This window comes from Cupriavidus sp. DL-D2, from assembly GCF_039710735.1.
Classification (GTDB): Bacteria; Pseudomonadota; Gammaproteobacteria; order Burkholderiales; family Burkholderiaceae; genus Cupriavidus.
Map to the genome: position 1 here is coordinate 93,278 of NZ_JBDKXK010000021.1, position 18,414 is coordinate 111,691.

General features: G+C 65.5%; 13 protein-coding genes. 6 read left to right on the forward strand and 7 right to left on the reverse strand.

What is annotated here, in order from left to right:
- Positions 1-110: 110 nt before the first annotated feature.
- Positions 111-1,319, reverse strand: a complete 1,209-nt coding sequence (locus tag ABDB81_RS14385) for a glycosyltransferase (RefSeq protein ID WP_346811749.1) — start codon at positions 1,317-1,319, stop codon at positions 111-113.
- A gap of 216 nt (positions 1,320-1,535) precedes the next feature.
- Here ABDB81_RS14385 and ABDB81_RS14390 point away from each other — a divergent pair, with 216 nt between their 5' ends.
- Positions 1,536-3,185, forward strand: coding sequence for a hypothetical protein (locus ABDB81_RS14390; RefSeq protein ID WP_346811750.1), 1,650 nt, complete (start codon positions 1,536-1,538; stop codon positions 3,183-3,185).
- Position 3,186: 1 nt separating this feature from the next.
- Complete coding sequence (locus ABDB81_RS14395; protein ID WP_346811752.1) at positions 3,187-4,314, forward strand: glycosyltransferase; 1,128 nt, start codon at positions 3,187-3,189, stop codon at positions 4,312-4,314.
- Positions 4,315-4,389: 75 nt separating this feature from the next.
- Here ABDB81_RS14395 and ABDB81_RS14400 read toward each other — a convergent pair whose 3' ends face one another.
- Positions 4,390-5,559, reverse strand: coding sequence for a glycosyltransferase (locus tag ABDB81_RS14400; RefSeq protein WP_137927831.1), 1,170 nt, complete (start codon positions 5,557-5,559; stop codon positions 4,390-4,392).
- A 254-nt stretch (positions 5,560-5,813) separates the two neighbouring features.
- Between ABDB81_RS14400 and ABDB81_RS14405 the strand changes: the two genes are divergently transcribed.
- Genes ABDB81_RS14405 through ABDB81_RS14420 form a run of 4 tightly spaced genes read left to right on the forward strand, consistent with a single transcriptional unit; the run spans position 5,814 to position 10,576 of the window.
- Positions 5,814-6,953, forward strand: a complete 1,140-nt coding sequence (locus tag ABDB81_RS14405) for a polysaccharide biosynthesis/export family protein (RefSeq protein ID WP_171020504.1) — start codon at positions 5,814-5,816, stop codon at positions 6,951-6,953.
- Positions 6,954-6,971: 18 nt separating this feature from the next.
- Positions 6,972-7,442, forward strand: a complete 471-nt coding sequence (locus tag ABDB81_RS14410) for a low molecular weight protein-tyrosine-phosphatase (protein WP_283205155.1) — start codon at positions 6,972-6,974, stop codon at positions 7,440-7,442.
- The gene (locus ABDB81_RS14415) at positions 7,439-9,682 is read left to right on the forward strand and encodes a polysaccharide biosynthesis tyrosine autokinase (protein ID WP_137927830.1); all 2,244 of its coding nucleotides are present in this window, start codon (positions 7,439-7,441) and stop codon (positions 9,680-9,682) included. The genes ABDB81_RS14410 and ABDB81_RS14415 overlap by 4 nt, the downstream gene beginning before the upstream one ends.
- Positions 9,683-9,709: 27 nt before the next feature.
- A complete protein-coding gene (locus ABDB81_RS14420; protein ID WP_346811754.1) occupies positions 9,710-10,576 on the forward strand; it encodes a glycosyltransferase family 2 protein in 867 nt (288 codons plus the stop codon).
- Between the two features lie 273 nt (positions 10,577-10,849).
- On the opposite strand, the gene ABDB81_RS14425 is transcribed toward ABDB81_RS14420, so the two are convergent.
- The 5 genes from ABDB81_RS14425 to ABDB81_RS14445 form a co-directional block, all read right to left on the reverse strand.
- Positions 10,850-11,413: a putative colanic acid biosynthesis acetyltransferase gene (locus ABDB81_RS14425; RefSeq protein ID WP_160474366.1), complete on the reverse strand. Its 564-nt coding sequence runs from the start codon at positions 11,411-11,413 to the stop codon at positions 10,850-10,852.
- Positions 11,407-12,627 (reverse strand): glycosyltransferase family 4 protein, encoded by a 1,221-nt coding sequence (locus ABDB81_RS14430; RefSeq protein WP_137927825.1) that lies wholly within the window; start codon positions 12,625-12,627, stop codon positions 11,407-11,409. Before ABDB81_RS14430 ends, ABDB81_RS14425 begins: the two co-directional genes overlap by 7 nt.
- The gene (locus ABDB81_RS14435) at positions 12,599-13,921 is read right to left on the reverse strand and encodes a hypothetical protein (protein WP_137927824.1); all 1,323 of its coding nucleotides are present in this window, start codon (positions 13,919-13,921) and stop codon (positions 12,599-12,601) included. The genes ABDB81_RS14430 and ABDB81_RS14435 overlap by 29 nt, the downstream gene beginning before the upstream one ends.
- Positions 13,922-14,039: 118 nt before the next feature.
- On the reverse strand, positions 14,040-15,890 hold the full coding sequence (locus tag ABDB81_RS14440; RefSeq protein ID WP_346811757.1) for an alpha/beta hydrolase: 1,851 nt from the start codon (positions 15,888-15,890) through the stop codon (positions 14,040-14,042).
- Between the two features lie 93 nt (positions 15,891-15,983).
- Positions 15,984-18,380 carry a polysaccharide biosynthesis tyrosine autokinase gene (locus ABDB81_RS14445; protein ID WP_137927839.1) on the reverse strand — a complete coding sequence of 799 codons (2,397 nt, stop codon included), beginning with the start codon at positions 18,378-18,380 and terminating at the stop codon, positions 15,984-15,986.
- Positions 18,381-18,414 lie beyond the last annotated feature (34 nt).

An 18,414-nucleotide genomic window follows, 5' to 3' on the forward strand; every position in this document is an offset into this window, starting at 1 on the left:
CAGAATTGGCAGCACCGATGCTAGGGAGTTTCCTGCGCGAGATTTGTGCGGTAGCGCACAAAGTGCGGCGGACTCCGTTAGATCATGGTCTGATGGTTTGGAGCCACGTCTCAGACCGCCCGGGCGGGCAAGTCTGCGGGTGCATGGCCGTGTACTTCGGCTACGTTTCGGTAGATGCGCTCGTACTCGTCGAGCGCATGGTCTGCCGAAAATTTCGCTGCGTGAGCCAGCGCCGATGCGGCATACGCCTGCCGCATCGGCGCGGTCCAGGCGGCCATGTCAGCGAGTACCGCAGCATGCCGTGCAGCCCATGCCGCAGCATCGCCTTCCGGCATCCGTTCGATCAGCGTCGCCACGCCACCGGCGATCTCGCTCATCGGCGCGCGATCCGTGGTCAGCACCGGCGTACCGCACGCCATGGCCTCGATGATGGGCCAGCCGAAACCTTCTTCGAGGCTGGGGAAGACAAACACCGCGGCGAGCGCATAGGCCGCGTGAATCGCCTGCGTCGACAATCCGACGAGCCAGCGCACGTTGCCTCCCGCCGCTTCGGCCTGCGCAGCCGCAGCCACCATCTCGGCATCAGGAGCCTGCGGTCCCATCATCCAGAGCGGGCGGATGCTCGCCGCAGGCGTTGCACGGCAGTAGGCGGCGTACAGCGCCAGCACGCCCGCGCGATTCTTGTACCACTGGTTGCCGCCGATATGCAGCAGCATGCCTGGCACCACGGGTTCCTCGACCTCCTTCTTCAGCGTTGCCACGGCGGTGGCCGCATCCATCGGGCCGAAGGGATAGCTGAGACCGTTGTAGACCACCTCGCACGGCGGTGCGTCGCCCGGATAGAAGCGGACGAGATCCCGTGCCGTCGCCTGCGACACCGCGATGAACATGCGGCCTCGCCCGAATCCATTGCGAATCAGCGACTGGTACAGCTTGCCGCTCCAGCTCAATTGGCGGCTCGGAAAATCCCCTGCCAGCTCGCGCAGCGGATTGAAGTCATGGCTATGGATCACATGCGGATACTCGGCCAGGAACGACATCCACATGCCCAGCGCATGATCGCCCAGCACCACGAGCGGCGGCGCCGCCATGCGCCGGAGCCGCGCGCGGGCCTGCCACGGAAACAGGATGAACTGATCGACATAGCCCAGATACTTGCGCGAGCGCGGTCCCATGCCGAGGCGCCGCACGAAGCCTTCCGGGCGCCACAATTCCACGTCGTGCCCGCGTGCGCGCATGCCTTCGCTCACCATGGCGACGAAGCCGTTCATGCTGGGGCTGCCCATATAGGCCGGATGGCCGAACACCACGATTTTCACGCTGCCTGCTCCTGCACAAGGTTCGCCGGCGTCACTCCCGGCATGGCGTCTGGAACCGCAGCATGCGCCTGCTGCCGCGCACGCAACTGTTCGGCATCCCACGCTCCGGGGCGGTCATCGGGGGTGGGTACGTGGATGGTGTGCTACCCCACATCCATGCCCGGTCATCCTCTGTAGGCTCCGCAACATGAGCCCGAGGATGCCCGAGGACCCCGTATGACCGCCACCACGTTGCAGATTGCCGCCGCTCCACGGCCGCTGCGCTTCCAGCGCTGGCGGACGGCGTTCCTGCTCGTCTGGAGTGCGACAGTCGGCGTGCAGGCGCTGCTCTGGCTGAACTCCGCCAACGTGGCCGCCGCGCTGCTTGTAATCGCCGGTGGCCTGAGCGGCATCCATGTGATGGCGCGCGTGGAGCGGCTGCGCGCGTATCCGATCTCCACCTCGATGCTGCTCGGCTACACGCTGTCCTACTTCCTGCTGCCGCCCGTGGCCACCCTGCTCGAGTGGAAGCCGCTGACGTACAACCTGCACCACCCCGTGCTCGATTTCGCGCACGCGTTCATCTGCCAGATCGCCTTGCTCGGCGCGCATCGTCTCTATCGCAAGAGCCAGACGGCCATGCGTTTGCGTGTGGGCATCGTCAATCGCGTCTATCGACCGATGGGGTTGTTCCACACGGTGGGCAATGTCCAGATCATGGTGATGGGCGTGCTCGGGCTCTGTGCGATGGTGTACCAGGTCTTTGTGGTCGGCATGATCACCGAAGGCAGCGGCGGCGCACTGAACCGGCTGATGCAGGCCATGTATCCGCTGGCCTACCTGCCCTATTGCCTGCTGGTACGGCCCCTGACCGGCGCGCACAGCTACCTGCCGATGAGCATGCGCTGGAAGCTCACGCTGGTGGCCTACACCGCATTGCTCGCGATGGTCTCCATCGGCAGCAACAGCCGCGCGCTGGTGTTGATCGGCACGATATCCGTCTGTCTTGTGCTGGCCTACGGATTCGTGACGCGCACGCTGCCGATGCGCCTGTTCCGGCCGCGCCGGCTGGTGATCGTGGGACTCGTGCTGGCGCTGCTGCAAGGGCCAGTCACCGATCTGGCAACCAGCATGGTGATCGCGCGCGCGCAGCGCAACGATGTCTCGGCTGGGCAACTGATCAGCGCCACGATCGAGACCATGCAGAACCGCGATGCCATTCGCGACCGGCTTGAAGCCGATGCCAACGACAACCACGAAACGTGGGACGAGCGCTATCTCGACAACCTCTTCCTGCAGCGGCTGGCCAACATGAAGTTCGCCGATGCCACGCTCGATCTCGCGCTGCGCCAGGATGCGTCCGCACGCGCCGAGCTGCGCAAGATCGAATGGCAGCGCGTGATCACTGTGATACCAGGCCCCGTGCTCGATGCGCTGGGCGTGGCCGTCGACAAGGACTTCGTGACCACGTCATCGTCCGGCGACCTGATGCTGTTCACGGTCACGGGTGACACCGATGCCCTCGGCGGCTTCCGCACGGGTTCGATCTTCGGCACAGGCTATGCCACGTTCGACTGGCTCTACCCAGGCGTGCTGGCAATCCTCGCCTTTGTCACGTTCGCGTTGGCCGATGCGCAGACCACGCGCCGCACCTTGCCTGCGCGCGATGGCAGCCCGGTGCGATGGGTACCCGTCTTCAGCCCGCTCGTGGTCACGCGCTTCTACACGTGGGTGTTCTATCTGACCAGCGCGGCCACGGGTGTCGAATCATTGTCGGGACTCATGCAACTGATCCTGCGCGGCTGGATCGAAAGCGCCTTCATCTACACCATCGTCTTCTGGATCTCGCGCGTCTTCGTGCGCGCCATCGGCAAAGGAGCCACCTGAAATGGCCAGAATCCTCTACCTCGGCTGCAGCCTCGAAGGCAGCACTGCGCTCTACCGCGCGCAGGCGTTGCGCCGCCTCGGCCATGCGGTGACCATCGCCGATCCATTCCTGGCCGTCGATCGCCAACTCAACAACCGTTGGCTCAACGCCGCGCATTTCCGCACTGGATACCGCGCGTTGCAATGGACGATGCACGACTGGGTGGCTCATATCTGCGCCACGCTCGGTGAACTCGACACACCCGACATCGTCTGGGTCGATAGCGGCGAGCTGCTCGGCCCCGACTGCATCCGCCTGCTCGCGAGCACGGGCGCCACGACGGTGCTGTACAACCACGATGACCCGTCCGGCCCGCGCGACGGCCAGCGCTTTGCCACGCTGCGCAACGCCATACCGGCCTACGACCTGTGCGTGGTGGTGCGCGACGAGAACATCGAGGAACTGCGCGCGCTGGGCGCCTCGCAGATCATGCGCGTGGACCGCAGCTACGACGAGGTCATGCACGCGCCATATGCCAGTGACGACGAGATCCCGGACAGCTTCCGCTCCGAAGTCGCTTTCATCGGCACGTGGATGCGCAACGAGCCGCGCGACAAGCTCATTGCCGATCTCATCACGCGCGGCATTCCGGTCTCGATCTGGGGCGCGCGCTGGGGCATGTCTTCGTTCTGGCCAATGCTGCGGCCTCATCATCGTGGCGGCAACCTCAATGGACGCGACTACGTGGCGGCCATGCAGGGCAGCAAGATCTGCATCGGTCTGTTGTCGTCGGGAAACCGCGACCTGCACACCACGCGCACGATGGAGATTCCGTACGCCGGCGGCCTGCTCTGCGCCCAGCGCACGCGAGACCACCTGGCCATGTTCGAAGAAGGCCGCGAAGCCGTGTTCTGGAACGATGCTGACGAGTGCGCGCACTGGTGCCGCACGCTGCTCGACAACACCGCGCGACGCGAAACCATCCGCGTGGCGGGCATGCAGCGGGTACGCGCCAATGGCGCCGGCAACCAGGATATCTGCGCACGCGTGGTGGAATCGGCGCTGCAGTTGCGTGCCAGTGCCGCCATGCCCACGCGCGAGGTGCGCACGCTGACACCAGCGCTGGCCGATGTGGCGGTGGAGTCGTAGAAGCGACGAAGATTTCGCGTGGGGGAAGGACCGATACGGGCCGCGTTGAGCGGCCCGTGTTGTTTGCCTGAATGGCTAGACCGGTTGCAACGCGGCGCCAGGCGCGCCGACGATCTCCAACAGCCGATCCGCAAAGCGGCTGCTCTGGAAGCGCTGCTCGAAACAAGCCATCGCCTGCTCGCGCATCCGCGCACGATCCGATGCCGGCGTGCCAATCCACTGGCGCAGCACGCGCTCGGCATCTTCCTGCGTATCGTCGCAGATCATGCCCGCGCCATCGCCTTCGATCTCGCGCCAGATATTGACCTTGTTCGATATCAGCACGGGCACGCCGCAAGCCAGGGACTCCGCCACGGCCACGCCAAAGTTCTCCTGATGCGATGGCAGGCAAAACGCTTCGGCCGCTTCGAACGCGCCCCATTTCAGATCGCCCTGCAACATGCCGGTCCACGTCACGCGATTGCCCACACCGGCCGCATGCGCGATGCCTTCGAGCTGATGGCGCATCGGCGTATCGCACGGCCCAGCCATGATGAGATGCAACGAGGGGTCCATCGACGCAACGCGGCCAAACGCCTGCATCAGCAAATCGACACCCTTCTTCTCATGAATCCGGCCCAGGAAGAGCAGGTTGCGCCGCCCCGCCGTGGCCGGAAACGCGCGCGTAAAGGCCGTGCGCATCGCAGCGCGATCCGGCGGCGGCGGCGACGTGCCGAACGTGGTGACCTGCTCGCGGCACTGATACAGCGCGAACGACTCTCTGGCACGCAGGCGCTCGTCCTCCGCCGTGAACAATACCGCGCGTGCATCGCGCAACACCCAGTAGTCACCCACGGCCCAGTACAGCGACTTCTTCAGATGCTTGAGCGGATAGCGCTCCTTGAACCACGGATCGAGCATGCCATGCGTAAAGACGAAATACGGCGTGCGCCCACCGCGCAGGGCCAGCCATGTGGCCAGGCTGTGGAACTGCCAGATGCCGTGGACGATAATCACGTCGTAGTCCGCGGCATGCTCGCGCAGCCAGCTCACGATGCGCGTATTGAAGCCGTACCGCAGGCGGCTCGGCCCCAGCGCCACGAGATCCAGCCCACTGTTGACCACATAAGGCGCATCGGGCGGATCGTTGCTGCAGATCTGCGCCTGCACGCCGCGCTGCGCCAGATAGATATCCAGCTGGCGCAACCCTTCGATCGGACCGCCACCTACCGGGTTGATCGAGTTGATGACATGTAAAAGCCGCATGAAAGGTAGCCTCCTGCACGCCTGAAGATGACGGCAGCCTAGCCCCCGGCGCTTGCGACCTCCGTACGTTGCAGCACAAACAGCCGGTTGGGAGAGGCTTCGGCACCCACACCACACCCTCCCCGCGCCAATGTGGTGAAACGTACCGAAGCCACGGCCCCACGATCCTACTCTCGCATCATCAGAAGCTGTGGCCGCGGGTTGCGCGGCATGCACGCTTGGGCTCTGGGTTGGTTCTGGTTGGGAGAATCGAGATGTCATCAGGTCGCTTCGCCATGTTTCCCGTAGGTTCCGCACTGGTCACCCTGTGCGCCGCCGCTTTGCTTTCCGCATGTGCCGCAGCGCCGGGCATGCGTATCTCCGATGCCGCCATGCAGGCGTCCGGCGGTGATAGCGAAAAGCCGCCCGAGATCACGCCGATCACGCTCAAGCTCAATGAAGAGTTGCGCAAGAACGCCAAGCCTACCAACGTAGGTGTGGAGCAACTGTTCGGCACACCGCAGCCCTATCGCGTCGGTCCCGGCGACATCATTTCCGTCGTGGTCTGGGATCACCCCGAGCTCGTGTTCCCGACGCAGACGTACAGCGTGGCCACGGCGATGGAGATTCCGGTCACCAGCGGCGGATCGAACATGCCGGGTTATGTGGTCAGCCCCAGCGGCGACATCCAGTTTCCCTATGCGGGCGTGTTGCACGTGGCCGGCAAGACCACGAATGATCTGCGCGAGGAAATGTCGCGCGTGATCTCGCGTGTGGTGCGCAATCCGCAGATGACGGTGCGCGTGCTCGGCTTCCGCAGCCAGCGCGTGTATGTGGACGGCGAGGTGAAGACGCCGGGTGCGCTGCCGATCGACGATGCGGCGATGACGCTCGTGGAAGCGCTGAATCGCGCTGGGGGCGTGCTGAACCTGACCGGCGACAACAGCCGCATCCGCGTGACGCGCGGCGAGCAGACGTGGTACGTGGACATGCCCGCACTGCTGCGCAAGGGCGTGGACCCCGCACGCATCCTGCTGCGCAATGGCGACATCGTGCGCGTGGAACAGCGCGAAGGCAGCAAGATCTTCGTCACCGGTGAAGTGGTCAAGCCGGTCTCGCTGCTGATGCGCGACGGCAAGATGTCTCTCAACGAGGCCCTGGGCGACGCCGGTGGCGTAAACCCCGGCACTGCAAACGCCGGGCAGATCTTCGTGATCCGCAAGAAGGAAGACGGCGCGCCGCAGGTGTTCCACCTTGACGGCACCTCGCCGGTTGCACTGGCCGTGGCCGAGGGCTTCGAGATGCATCCCAAGGACGTGGTCTATGTCGATGCCAACGGCATCGTGCGCTGGAGCCGCGTCATGAGCATGCTGGTCCAGCCGATCACGGGCACCGCCGGCTTCATGCGTTATTGAGCAACATCGAGGAACGTCGTGACAAAGATTCGTTCGATTCTTGTGGTCTGCCTCGGCAATCGGTGCCGTAGTCCGATGGCCGCGGTGCTGCTGCAGCAGGCACTGCCTGACTGCATCGTGCTCTCGGCCGGGCTGGAACCACCCGTGGGCGCGGACGCCGATCCGCGCGCCGTGCGGCTGCTTTCGCGCGAGGGGGTCGATCTGCGTGCGCATCGTGCACGGGCCATCGACGCCCGGCTGGTGGAGCAGGCGGACCTGGTGCTGGTGATGGAGGCCGACCAGCGCGACTGGCTGGAGGGCCTGCATGCCGGCGCGCGCGGCAAGACTTTCCGGTTATGCGAATCCATCGATGCGGATGTGCCGGACCCGTACGGTGGATCGCATGGCATGTTCGCAGTGGTACTTGGGATGATCCGGCACGGGGTGGATGCATGGTCAACACGCGTTCAGCAACTCGAGAACGCAAGCGGGTGTGAGGAGACATCATGAGCAACGTCAGGCAATTCCGGGATCCGGCGGCAGACATCGAAGAAGGCGGCGAGAAGCCGCTCGACCTGACCGCTGTCCTGGACACGCTGGTCCGATACCGTTGGACCTTCATCATCGTGGCTGGTCTCATCACGGTGCTCGGTGTGGTCTACGCGATGCTGAGCAAGCCCGTCTACCGCGCCGATATCGTCGTGCAGGTGGAAGACACCACAGGCAACCCTGCCGGCGCCAAGCTGGCGGCGAGCCTGTCTCCGGTGTTCGACGTCAAGCCCGCCGCCTCCGCCGAAATGGAACTGCTGCGCTCGCGCATGGTGGTGGGCAAGGCGGTGGATCTGCTGAACCTCGACGTCGTGGCATCGCCGCGCTACTTCCCGGTGATCGGCTCGGCCATCGCGGCACGTGCGAGCCAACTCTCCACACCGGGACTGTTCGGCTATGGCGGTTACGCGTGGGGGATCGAGTCGATCAAGATGGCCAACCTCACGGTGCCGCCGGACCTCGAAGGTGCCGAGATCCGCGTGACCAAGACGGAGGGCGACGGCTTCCAGGTAACGTTCCCGAACCAGGACACGGTGGCCGACGGCAAGGTGGGCGTGCCGATGACCATCGAGACGCGCAAGGGCACGGTCAAGATGGAAGTCAGCCAGCTCGTGGGCAACCCCGGCGCACTCTTCATCGTGCGGCACATTCCGCGCGGCGCGGCCATCGCCGGCCTGCAGACGCGGCTGATGATCGCGGAGCGTGGCAAGCAGAGTGGCGTGATCGGTGTGGCGCTCGAAGACAACTCGCCCGTGCAGGCCGCCAAGATCCTCAACGCCATCGCACAGGAGTACGTCGAGCAGAACGTCCACCGCAAGGCGGAGGAAGCGGAGAAGTCGCTGAAGTTCCTCGAAAGCCAGATGCCGCAGCTCAAGCAGCAGGTGGAGACGGCCGAGCAGCGCTACAACTCGATGCGTAACCAGCGCGGCACGATCGACCTGAGCGAGGAATCGAAGCTGATCCTGTCGCAATCCGTAGCCATCCAGACCAAGCTGCAGGAGCTGCGCACCAAACGCGAGGAACTGGCCACGCGCTTCACGCAGAGCCATCCGAGCGTGGAGATCATCGACAGCCAGATCGCGAGTCTCTCCGGCCAGCTTGGCGGCGTGACGAACAAGATCCAGAAGCTGCCCGAGGTGGAGCAGAACGTGCTGCGCCTGATGCGCGACGTGAAGGTCAGCACCGAGCTGTATCAGCAACTGCTCAACGACACGCAGGCGCTGCGGCTCACCAAGGCCAGCAAGGTGGGCACGGCCCGCCTGATCGATCCGGCTGACATTCCGCTGGACCCGGTGCGCCCGAACCGCCCGATGATCTCGGTGGTAGCTGCCATCCTGGGCCTGCTGGCCGCGCTGATGGCCGTGCTGCTGCGCCATGTGCTCGATGGCGGGCTCGTGGATGCCGACGAAGTGGAACAGCAGACCGGCCTCACCGTCTACGCCACGGTGCCGTTCAGCAATGCTCAGGCCAGCCTGAAGCCCTCGGACGAGGCGCACGCCGGCCTGCTGGCCACCGATGCGCCCGACGATCCCGCCATCGAAAGCCTGCGCACGTTCCGCACCGCGCTGCAGTTCGCGCTGCTGAACAGCCCGAACCGCGTGGTGGTGATAACGGGTCCGGCGCCGGGCGTGGGCAAATCCTTCGTCAGCCTGAACTTCGGCGCGATTGCTGCCAAGGCGGGCCGCAAGGTGATCCTAATCGACGCCGACCTGCGGCGCGGCAGCCTGAACCATGCGCTGGGCCGCATGCGCACGCCGGGCCTGACGGAAGTGCTGACCGGTGCGGACTTCGACAACGTGGTGCAGCGCGATGTGGTGCCCGGACTCGACTTCCTCGCCACGGGCACGCAACCGCCGCTGGCTGCCGACCTGCTGGAGCATCCGGCGATGGGCGGGCTGCTGGAGTTGCTGAAGACACGCTACGACCTGATCCTGCTCGATACGCCGCCGGTATTGGCTGCCACCGACGCCACGATCCTGGCCAAGCATGCCGGCGCCGTGTTTGCAGTAGCGCGTGCGGACAGCACCACGGCGCGCGAGTTGATCGCGTCGCAACGTGCGCTGAAGCAGGCGGGCAGCGACATCAAGGGCGTACTGTTCAACGGCCTGCATGTGGAAGGCCGCTGGTATCGGCCGCATGCGATGTATGGCAAGTATCGCTACATGAGCCAGTACGGCAAGGCCCACGGCAAGCGCGCGTAGTTCCCATCCACACAACATGGCTCAAACATGCCCGGCATCTCTGTCATCGTCCTGACGAAAAACGAAGAACAAGACCTGCCGGGCTGCCTGCGCAGCCTGGCGTGGTCCGACGATATCGTGGTGTATGACTCGATGAGCGATGACCGCACCGTCGAGATTGCGAAACAGTTCGGCGCGCGCGTGATACAGCGGCCATTCGACAACTGGTCTGCGCACCAGAACTGGGGGTTGAAGCACATCGACTTCCGGAATCCCTGGGTTTACTACTCCGATGCCGATGAACGCGTGACGCCCGAACTGGCCAGCGCGATGCAGCGGGCCGTGGCCGACGCCGGCGACAACGTGGCTTTCCGCGTCAGACGGCGCGATCACTTCATGGGATCTTGGCTGCGGCACGTGGCACCTTCGCCGTTCAACATCCGCCTGTTCCGTCCCGAACGCATCCGCTATGAACGGCTCTGCAATCCGGTGACACTGGTAGATGGTCCCACGGGCGATATCGGCGCGCACTTCGACCACTACCCGTTCAGCAAGGGCATCACGCACTGGTACGACAAGCACAATCGCTACAGCAGTTTCGAAGCTGAACAGATCCTGCTGAATCGCGCCAACGGTATGCAGTTCAGCATCTGGCGCGCGTTCTTCGACGGCGACCGTAACGAACGCCGCTTCCATCAAAAGGAGCTTTACTATCGGCTGCCGTTCCGGCCTGTGGTGATGTTCCTGCTGCTCTACTTCTTCCGTGGCGGCATCCTCGATGGCCGCGCGGGGCTGACGTTCTCGCTGCTGCGCGCGTTCTATGAGTACATGATCGTGCTGAAGGTCAGGGAAGCGCAGTGCAAGCCGAAGGTGAAGGAAGAAGCGGTGCTGGAGGGTAGGACGGGGGAGGTTTAATTCTCGCTCCTGGTTCTCGCTCCCCTCTCCCATGCAATGGGAGAGGGGTTGGGGGAGAGGGCCGGAGGCTCTGCTTGCCGACCACATCGCAATTTGCACCGCGGGGGCCCACCCCCCCCCCCCCCATCCATGGGGTGGGGGGGTGGGGGAGCGGGCCGGAGGCTCTGCTTGCCGACCACATCGCAATTTGCACCGCTTGCCCTCTCCCCCGCCCCTCTCCCGCATAGCGGGAGAGGGGAGAAAACCAAGCGGGCCTCAGATCGTTTCGCCCGCCTACTCCCACTCCTCATGCTTCGTCCGCTTGCCGATCATCTTCGCCGGCGTGCCGCCGTAGACGGTCCATGAGTTTGGCAGTGACTTGGTGACCACCGACCTCGGCGCAATCACCGCACCTTCTGGCAACTCCACCCCTGGCGAGATAAACGCTTCCGCGCAAACCCACACGAACGCGCCCACCGTGATCGGTGCGGTGATCAGTTGAAAATTGCTGCTGTTGTAGTCGTGCGAACCCGCGCACAGGTGCGAGCCCTGCGAGATCACGCAGCGGCGGCCCAGGTGGATGTGGCCCATGCTGTAGAGGGTCACGCCATCGGCCACGCCGGCGTAGTCGTCGATGGATAGCCGCCACGGTGCCCAGATCTTGACCGTGGGATACACGTGGACATGCGTGCCGATGCGCGCGCCGAACGCGCGTAGCAGGAAGCTTCGCCACGGGTGCAACGGGCGGGGGCTGAATCGGAACAGCAGCAGCCAGGTCCAGTTCCAGGCCAGTCGCAGCACGCGGTTCTGCAGCGAGAACGAGGGGCCGACGGAGGGGTCGTCTTTTGCAATCAGCATGATCCGATCTCGCTCCCGGCCAGTGCGCCAATCGGAACCCCTGCATCGCGCCTGCGGTGCGTGGCCAAGTCCTCCATGAGCGCCGCCACGCGTCCGCCATACGTGGACCATCCACCAATGCGGCGCACGCGAAGCAGCGCTGCGGCGCCCATCATCTGCTGCAGCCAGGGTTGGTCGGCCAGGTTCTGCATGCGCTCGGCCAGCGCGTCGGCGTCGCGGATCGGCACGATATACCCTTCCTCGCCATCGGTGAACAGATCCTCGCCGCCCGAGTTATGCGTGCCGATGACCGGGCAGCCGCACGCCAGCGCCTGGGCCTGCACCAACGCCAACCCTTCCTCCACGCTCGGCAACACCATCACATGCGCGCGGCTCATGATGGTCTTCAACTGCGGCTGAGGCACGGAGCCCGTCAACGTCACGCCTTCGAGCGGCAGACCGCTGGCATGCAGCCACGACAGCATGGCAGGATCACATCCGCCCACGATCGTCAGCCGTTTGGCGCGATGCGTGAGTTTGGCAAACGCCTGGAGCAGATACGGAATGCCCTTGCGGATATTGACGCCACCCACGAACAGCACTTCGAAAGAATCCGTGGGGGGCTCCGCCACTTTCTGGAAGCGCGTCAGGTCCACGCCGTACGGAATCAGCCTCAGCTTGCGCTCCGGCACACCGGCATCGACGAACGAGCGATATGCAAAGCTCGACGGCACCGTAATCAGGTCCGCCTCCTCGTACTCGCGTTCCTCGCGCGCGATGACGCGCGGGTCGATGGGCTTGTACCTCAAGCCCCAGCGCGCGTGCTCCTCGGACAGGATCTGGTCCTGGATGCGGATGTGCGACGAACCACGGTCGCAGATGTATCCCGCGCCGCGCGACTTCACGATGCGCCCCGCGTCGCCGGCCGACGACGACAGTCCCGAATACACATCGCACTCGGGAATATTGCGCGTCACGTGCCGGCCGAACGATTCCAGGTTCCAGTGCACCAGCTCGCGCATGATGGCCCTGTCATAGCCCAGGCGCGTGCCCAGCTTCATGCACGGTGCATGCAGCCACGGAAACGTGCGGATGGCCGATTGAGGCAGGCGCTCGTCGCGCAGCTTGAAGCGCGGGTAGCCGGTGAAGACTGTCAGTTCATGCCCGCGGGCATGCAGCTCTCGCGCCAGGTCGAAGGTGTGAAACCTACCGATAGTGGACAGCGCTATTCTCATCAAGCTCCTCCGCATGATTGTCCCGCGACAGGAAAGTTCTAGCCGTGAGCCACAGGCACACGGACATGGCCAGTATCTCGCCGCCGATCATCGCGGCGACCAGACCCATGATCTGCATCTGCGTGCCCAGCACCCATGCCGCGAGCAGCGACAGCGCGCTCAGCGACAACGCCGCCACGCCCAGCCGGCTGTGCTGGTTGGTAGCAAGCAGCACCACGCGCGGGATGTGCCAAAGGCCGGCCACCGCCGCATAGCAGAGGAACGCCGCCATCACCGATGCATGGAAGGGAATCTCGCCCTTGGTCCAGATGCGCAGCAGCAGCGGCGCGCAGACATAGAGCAACCCGCTCAGTGCGATGGCGCCAAGCGCTCCGAGCATCGACGTGCGCAGCAGCAACCGACGCAGCGCGCGCATCTCGCCACTGCCGTACATGCGCGCAAACTCGGGCCACAGCGCATGGCTCAGTGTGGACGTGACCTGCACGGCCACGCGCGCCACAGTGCGATAGGTGTTGAAGACGGCCACGGCAGCCGGTCCGAGCAGGTGCGCCGTCAGCAGCGTGAATCCCTGGAAGCTCAGTGCGTTGGAAATCGGAAACGTCATGAAGGCAATAGACGGCTTGAGCATTGCGCGCACCTCGGCCCAGTCTGCCTGCCGCATGCCCCACGACAATCCGGTCTGCGCGCGCGTGCTTTGCCGGCTGATCCAGAACAGGGTGGCCATGCGCACCAGCAACATGCCGCACGCCACGGCCGCGAACGTGCCGGCCAGCAGCAGACCGGCGATGCCGCCGAGCCACTCCAGCAGGCGCGCGGTCACGTTCATGGTCACGCCCTGCGCATAACGCCCCGTGGACAGGAACGCCGCGCCCGACAACCCATTGCCCAGCGACAGCAGCACATTCACAAGCAACGCGGCCAATGCCAGCCGCATGTCGAGGCTGCCGAGTTCCGGCAACGGCAGCCACAGCGCTGCAGGAATCGCCAGCGTGGCGATACTGGCGCATGTGAGCAGGATGAACATCTGCGCGCTCTGGAATACGCGGTTGGCAGCGCGCGTATCGCCCGCGCCGGACAGCATGCTCATGCGGTTGCCCGCCACGGTGACCATGCCGACATCGGCCATCGACAGATAGGAAGGAATCGCGGAGATGACGAGCCAGGTGCCGTAGGTGCGGAGATCCCAATGGCTCAGGAAGATCGGCAGCGATGCCAGCTGCATGAGGATGTTGGCGAGCTGGTCATACGTATTGGCGCCGATGCCGGCCATGATGCGCTTAACGATCGGAGACATCGGTCATTGCCTTCTTCGTGTGCGGAAGGGCAGATCCTCATCCACCCCTGTTCGCAGCATGCGTCCACCCCCGCAAAGGGGTCTGTTCGTTGTCACACATCGGACCACGGCGGCCTGGTTATCCGGCGGCCCGCATGGCCGGCACGACGGACGATGACTGTGTGGCGACTTCCACGATGGGCTCGGCAACCGTCTGCTGGCGACGCAGGTTCTGCATCAGGAACGAGAGAAAGGTGTCGCGGCTCGGCGCCAGGATCATGGCGTGGTCAAGTTGCGCGCAGCGATGCGCACCAATGCCGGGCAGGTCCTGCAGCGCGTGGAACGCTTCGCCGAAACACCGCCCCGCCAGCGCAAGCCCTGCATCCTCCACACCGTAGAGCAGATCCAGTTGCACGCCGCGCCGGCTCAGGCGATGCATTGCCTCGCGCGCATAGTCCGGCTCCGGATCGGCCTGCAGGTCGTCGGGAACGGCGGAGGGGCGCGCAAACATGCGGCCGAGGCGTCGCCCGATCGCGGCGGCGACCTGCCCCACCGGAATGTCGCCGCGCATCAGGCGCTGCCAGTTGCGTGCATTGCGCGCCGCAAACAGGTAGTCGCGCAACGTGGTTTCCCCGCTGTGTTCTGCAGCATCGTCCTCGTCACGCCAGAGAAACTTCAGCGCGTTGGCCATGACCACGCCCGTCACATGTGGATTGGCGAGCGCCGCCTGAAAGCTCAGGTAGGCGCCGGAACAGACGCCTGCCATGACGATGTGTGAGTAACCGCGTGCACGGACCCAGTCTACGGCGGCACTCACGTCGGCGCGCGGTCGTGGTGCGTAGGCACGCGGCACGGCCATCTCGCGGGCGGCGCCGGGGCTATCGCCCAGTGACGACACATCGAGCCGCAAGGCCGCGAAACCGCGGCGGGCCAGCGCGCGGGACAACAGCACGAACGCGCGGCCATCGCCTACGTGATGGCTGCCGCCCGTGTTGGGAAAGATCACCACGGCACGCGGTGGCGCGTCCTGCGAGCCCATCGGCTCGCACAGCACGCCGAACTGCTGGCCGCCATCGATCCAGACGGAATGTTCGATCACGCCATCGACCTCGCTCGTGCCGGCGTCGGCATCGATTGCCAGCGGCACAGGTCTGTCCGATGGCAAGGCATCGGGCGCCACCCACTGCACCACGCCACGCCATGCGGATTCCGGTACTGCAGAGATTTCCGGCGACTTCATCATCAGGCGGCTGTCGAAGAATTCGCGGACATCGACTTGTGCCCCGGCCTGTTCGTAATGGCGTTTCAGCGCCGCCACGGCGGACATGCTGCCCGGCGCATCGTCCAGCAGCAGCACATTGGGTGCGGGGCATCCCGGGCGACGGTCGAGCCGCAGCGCGCCGATCTCGCGCACGGCCTCGGCGGACAGTCGGTAGGACAGCACCTCCATACCGTCGTCGGCGGGCGACGCGGCCTGCAGGGGCTGCGGAGGCTGCGGGAGCTGAGATGACGATGCGGCATCCGGCGACTGTCCTGGCTCGTAGAACGCGGTCAACGCCCGCAGCTCGCGCAGATAGCCCCGGCCATTGATCACGGGCGCCATCAACACCAATGCGGCGGGACCGTGGTTGCGGGCAGCCATCGCCTCGGCGGCGAGCACGGCCAGCGTGGCACCGAATCGCCAGCCACCGAGCACCAGCCGCTGCACGCCGGCGAGTGTGCGCAACTGCTCGGCTGCCGCCACCACGTTCTGCACCGCGCGCGGCAGGAAGTCGGCCTCCCCCCCTTCGCCCGCCGAATCGCCAGTGCCGTAGTAGTCGAAGCGCAACACAGGCACCCCGGCCGCAGCCAGATCGTCCGCCAGATGACGCATGCCGCGATGCGCCCACATGGCCTCATGCAACTGCGGCGCGCACAGCACGACGCCAGTCTTGCCCCCGGCCGCCTCGTGCAGCCAGCCCGCACACCCGTCGAACATGATCCGTTTCATCGGTACACCCCTCCCGCTAGCGAAGGAACGAGGGATCGATGGCAGGGCGCGCACACGCAGAAACGGGTACGCTTTCTGCCATCTGGCATCCGTTCAGGCGCCCTGCCGAGCGATGGCGGCCGGGCTGCGCTGCAGGCGCGGCACCGGCTGCAGCGTCAGCGGCATGCCCAGGTACGGGTTCATGTTGCTGAAATCCGCCTGGTTGCTGCGCTTCTGTTTCACGCCGTTGAGAATGCCGCCGAGCAATCGCGCATCGGCACGGCTCAGTCGCTTGAGCGTTTCGTCCACATGCTCGGGCAGCGTGGTGTCGGCGCGCAGCACCAGCAGCGTGGAGCCGGCGAGGTTGGCCACGAACGTGGCATCGGCCACCGCCAGTACCGGCGAGGTATCGACGATCACCAGGTCGAAACGCTCGCGGCACATCTGCAGACAGGCCATCATCGCCGGATGCATCAGCAATTCCGACGGATTGGCCGGCGGCACGCCAGCCGGCAGCACGGACAGGCCATTGACCACGGTGCGCTGTACCGCCTCGGGCAGCGGCACCTGTCCGGCCAGCACCTCGGCCAGGCCCACGTCCACGGGGAGGTCGAACCAGTTGGCCACCTTGCCGCGTCGCAGGTCGGCGTCGATCAGCAGCACGCGCTGGCCCGCCTCGGCAAACAGCACGGCCAGGTTCACCGAGGCAAAGGTCTTGCCCGCGCCTGCCGTGGGACTGGTGATGGCCACCACCTTGTCCGGTGCGGCGCGCAACGTGAAATGCAATGCCGCGCGCACGCTGCGCAATCCTTCCACGGCCATCGAGTGTGGCGCATTGCGTGCCAGCAGGAACTGATCGTGCAATCCCAGCCGCAGCAGACGTTCCGCACCTTCCACATCATCCTCGGTGGTCTCGGCAAGCTCGTCGAGTTCATCCTGCGGCACCAGTGCGTGACCAGGCTGGCGCGTCAGCAAACCCGCCACCTGTGCATGCGACCACGCTGCCTGCGCACGCGCATCCACCAGTCGCTCCAGTGCGGCCTGCTCCTGGCTGTAGACGATATCGCCCAGCATCGGCAGGCCCAGGCGGACCTCGGCATCGTTCACCGTCTCCAGCGCCGGACGGATGCGCTGGCGTACCGTCACGCACGCCATGGCCAGACACAGGCCGATCAGCGCGCCTGCCGTCGTGACGGGCCACGGACCCGGCCCCGTCGGGCGCATCGGCACCAGCGCACTGTCGAGCACGCGCACCTGCCCCGTACGATCGAGCTGCGAAAGCGTGAGTTGCTCGGCCTTGTTACGCAACGTCATGTACATGTCCTCGGCCACCTTCACGTCGCGCGTCAGGCCCACCGATTCACGTTCAGTTGCCGACAGGTTCTGGAACCGCGAATCCATCTCGCGCCGCTCGCGCACCAGTTGCTGGATCTGGTTGTCCACGGTCTTGACCTCGTTCGCCTCCTCGGTGAAGCGCTGCAGCAGCTTGGTGCGCTCCAGCTTCAGCAGGGCGATCTGCTTCTGATAGTCCATGCTGCCCGTGAGGAACGACTGCGCGTCCTGGCTCGGCGCCATCGACCCCGCCTTGGAGCGATAGCGCGTCAGCGCGGCCTCCGCACGCTCCAGCTCCGCCTTCACGCGCGGGATCTCGCCCGACAGGAAGGCCAGCGTCGTGGCGGTATCGTCGCGCCGCTGCGTGGCCTGGCTGCCGATGAAGGAATCCGTGATGCCATTGACCAGCGCGGCCGCCGCCGTGCGATCGGTGGTACGCCAGCCGATGCTGACGGTGCCGGTATCGCCCGGTTGTGCCTCGATGCGCAGCGTCTCCGATACCGCGTCGATGGTCTGCACCAGGTCGTGGCGCTTCAGCACGAAACGCGTGCCCGGTGCGGCGTCGATCCGCGAGACCGTCAGTGCCACGCCGTTGCCTTCGCTGACCTTGCCAACGCTGCCGGCCAGCAGCGCGGTGTCCTTTTCATAGAGGCGGTAGTTGCCGTCGGGCAGCACTTCCAGCGTGAGCGGGACGTCGATCATCCGGTCTGGCACGTTGAGCCGGTCCACCACGATCTGTTCGCCGCCCCATGCATAGCCCAGGCTCTGCGGCCATGCCCCCTTCACCACGCCGGGCGTGGCGAAGTGCGCCACCAGTCCGCCGATCAACGGCGCGCGCAGCGGCTGCGCGGAAATATCGATCCGCAGCCGCTCCACCACGGGCGCCACCACGGTACGGCTGCGCAGCATGCCCACGTCGAGCGGCACGGATGGTGCAGCCAGTGCAGCCATGTTGCCGGCGTTGCGGGCATCCCGCTGCGGCACGGGCTGCAGCACCTGCACCAGCGCGCTGGCGCTGTACATCGACGGCTGCGAGACCGCGAACATCCACGCCACGGCGGCGCCGGCCAGTCCGCCGGCCAGTATCCATCCTGCATGGTCGAGCATGGCCCGACGCGCCCCGCCTCCGGCTGCGGGCATGGCTGCCGCCGCCGCTCCTGCTCCACCCGCGTATGACATCTTGCTCACGACGTCCCCCTTGCCTCGATGCTGC

What these genes read in the sequence shown, in the direction of transcription:
- ABDB81_RS14390 (WP_346811750.1), top strand. Translation starts at nt 1,536, where the DNA reads ATGACCGCCACCACGTTGCAGATTGCCGCCGCTCCACGGCCGCTGCGC.
- ABDB81_RS14395 (WP_346811752.1), top strand. Translation starts at nt 3,187, where the DNA reads ATGGCCAGAATCCTCTACCTCGGCTGCAGCCTCGAAGGCAGCACTGCG.
- ABDB81_RS14400 (WP_137927831.1), bottom strand. Translation starts at nt 5,559, where the DNA reads ATGCGGCTTTTACATGTCATCAACTCGATCAACCCGGTAGGTGGCGGT.
- ABDB81_RS14405 (WP_171020504.1), top strand. Translation starts at nt 5,814, where the DNA reads ATGTCATCAGGTCGCTTCGCCATGTTTCCCGTAGGTTCCGCACTGGTC.
- ABDB81_RS14415 (WP_137927830.1), top strand. Translation starts at nt 7,439, where the DNA reads ATGAGCAACGTCAGGCAATTCCGGGATCCGGCGGCAGACATCGAAGAA.
- ABDB81_RS14420 (WP_346811754.1), top strand. Translation starts at nt 9,710, where the DNA reads ATGCCCGGCATCTCTGTCATCGTCCTGACGAAAAACGAAGAACAAGAC.
- ABDB81_RS14425 (WP_160474366.1), bottom strand. Translation starts at nt 11,413, where the DNA reads ATGCTGATTGCAAAAGACGACCCCTCCGTCGGCCCCTCGTTCTCGCTG.
- ABDB81_RS14430 (WP_137927825.1), bottom strand. Translation starts at nt 12,627, where the DNA reads ATGAGAATAGCGCTGTCCACTATCGGTAGGTTTCACACCTTCGACCTG.
- ABDB81_RS14435 (WP_137927824.1), bottom strand. Translation starts at nt 13,921, where the DNA reads ATGTCTCCGATCGTTAAGCGCATCATGGCCGGCATCGGCGCCAATACG.
- ABDB81_RS14440 (WP_346811757.1), bottom strand. Translation starts at nt 15,890, where the DNA reads ATGAAACGGATCATGTTCGACGGGTGTGCGGGCTGGCTGCACGAGGCG.
- ABDB81_RS14445 (WP_137927839.1), bottom strand. Translation starts at nt 18,380, where the DNA reads ATGTCATACGCGGGTGGAGCAGGAGCGGCGGCGGCAGCCATGCCCGCA.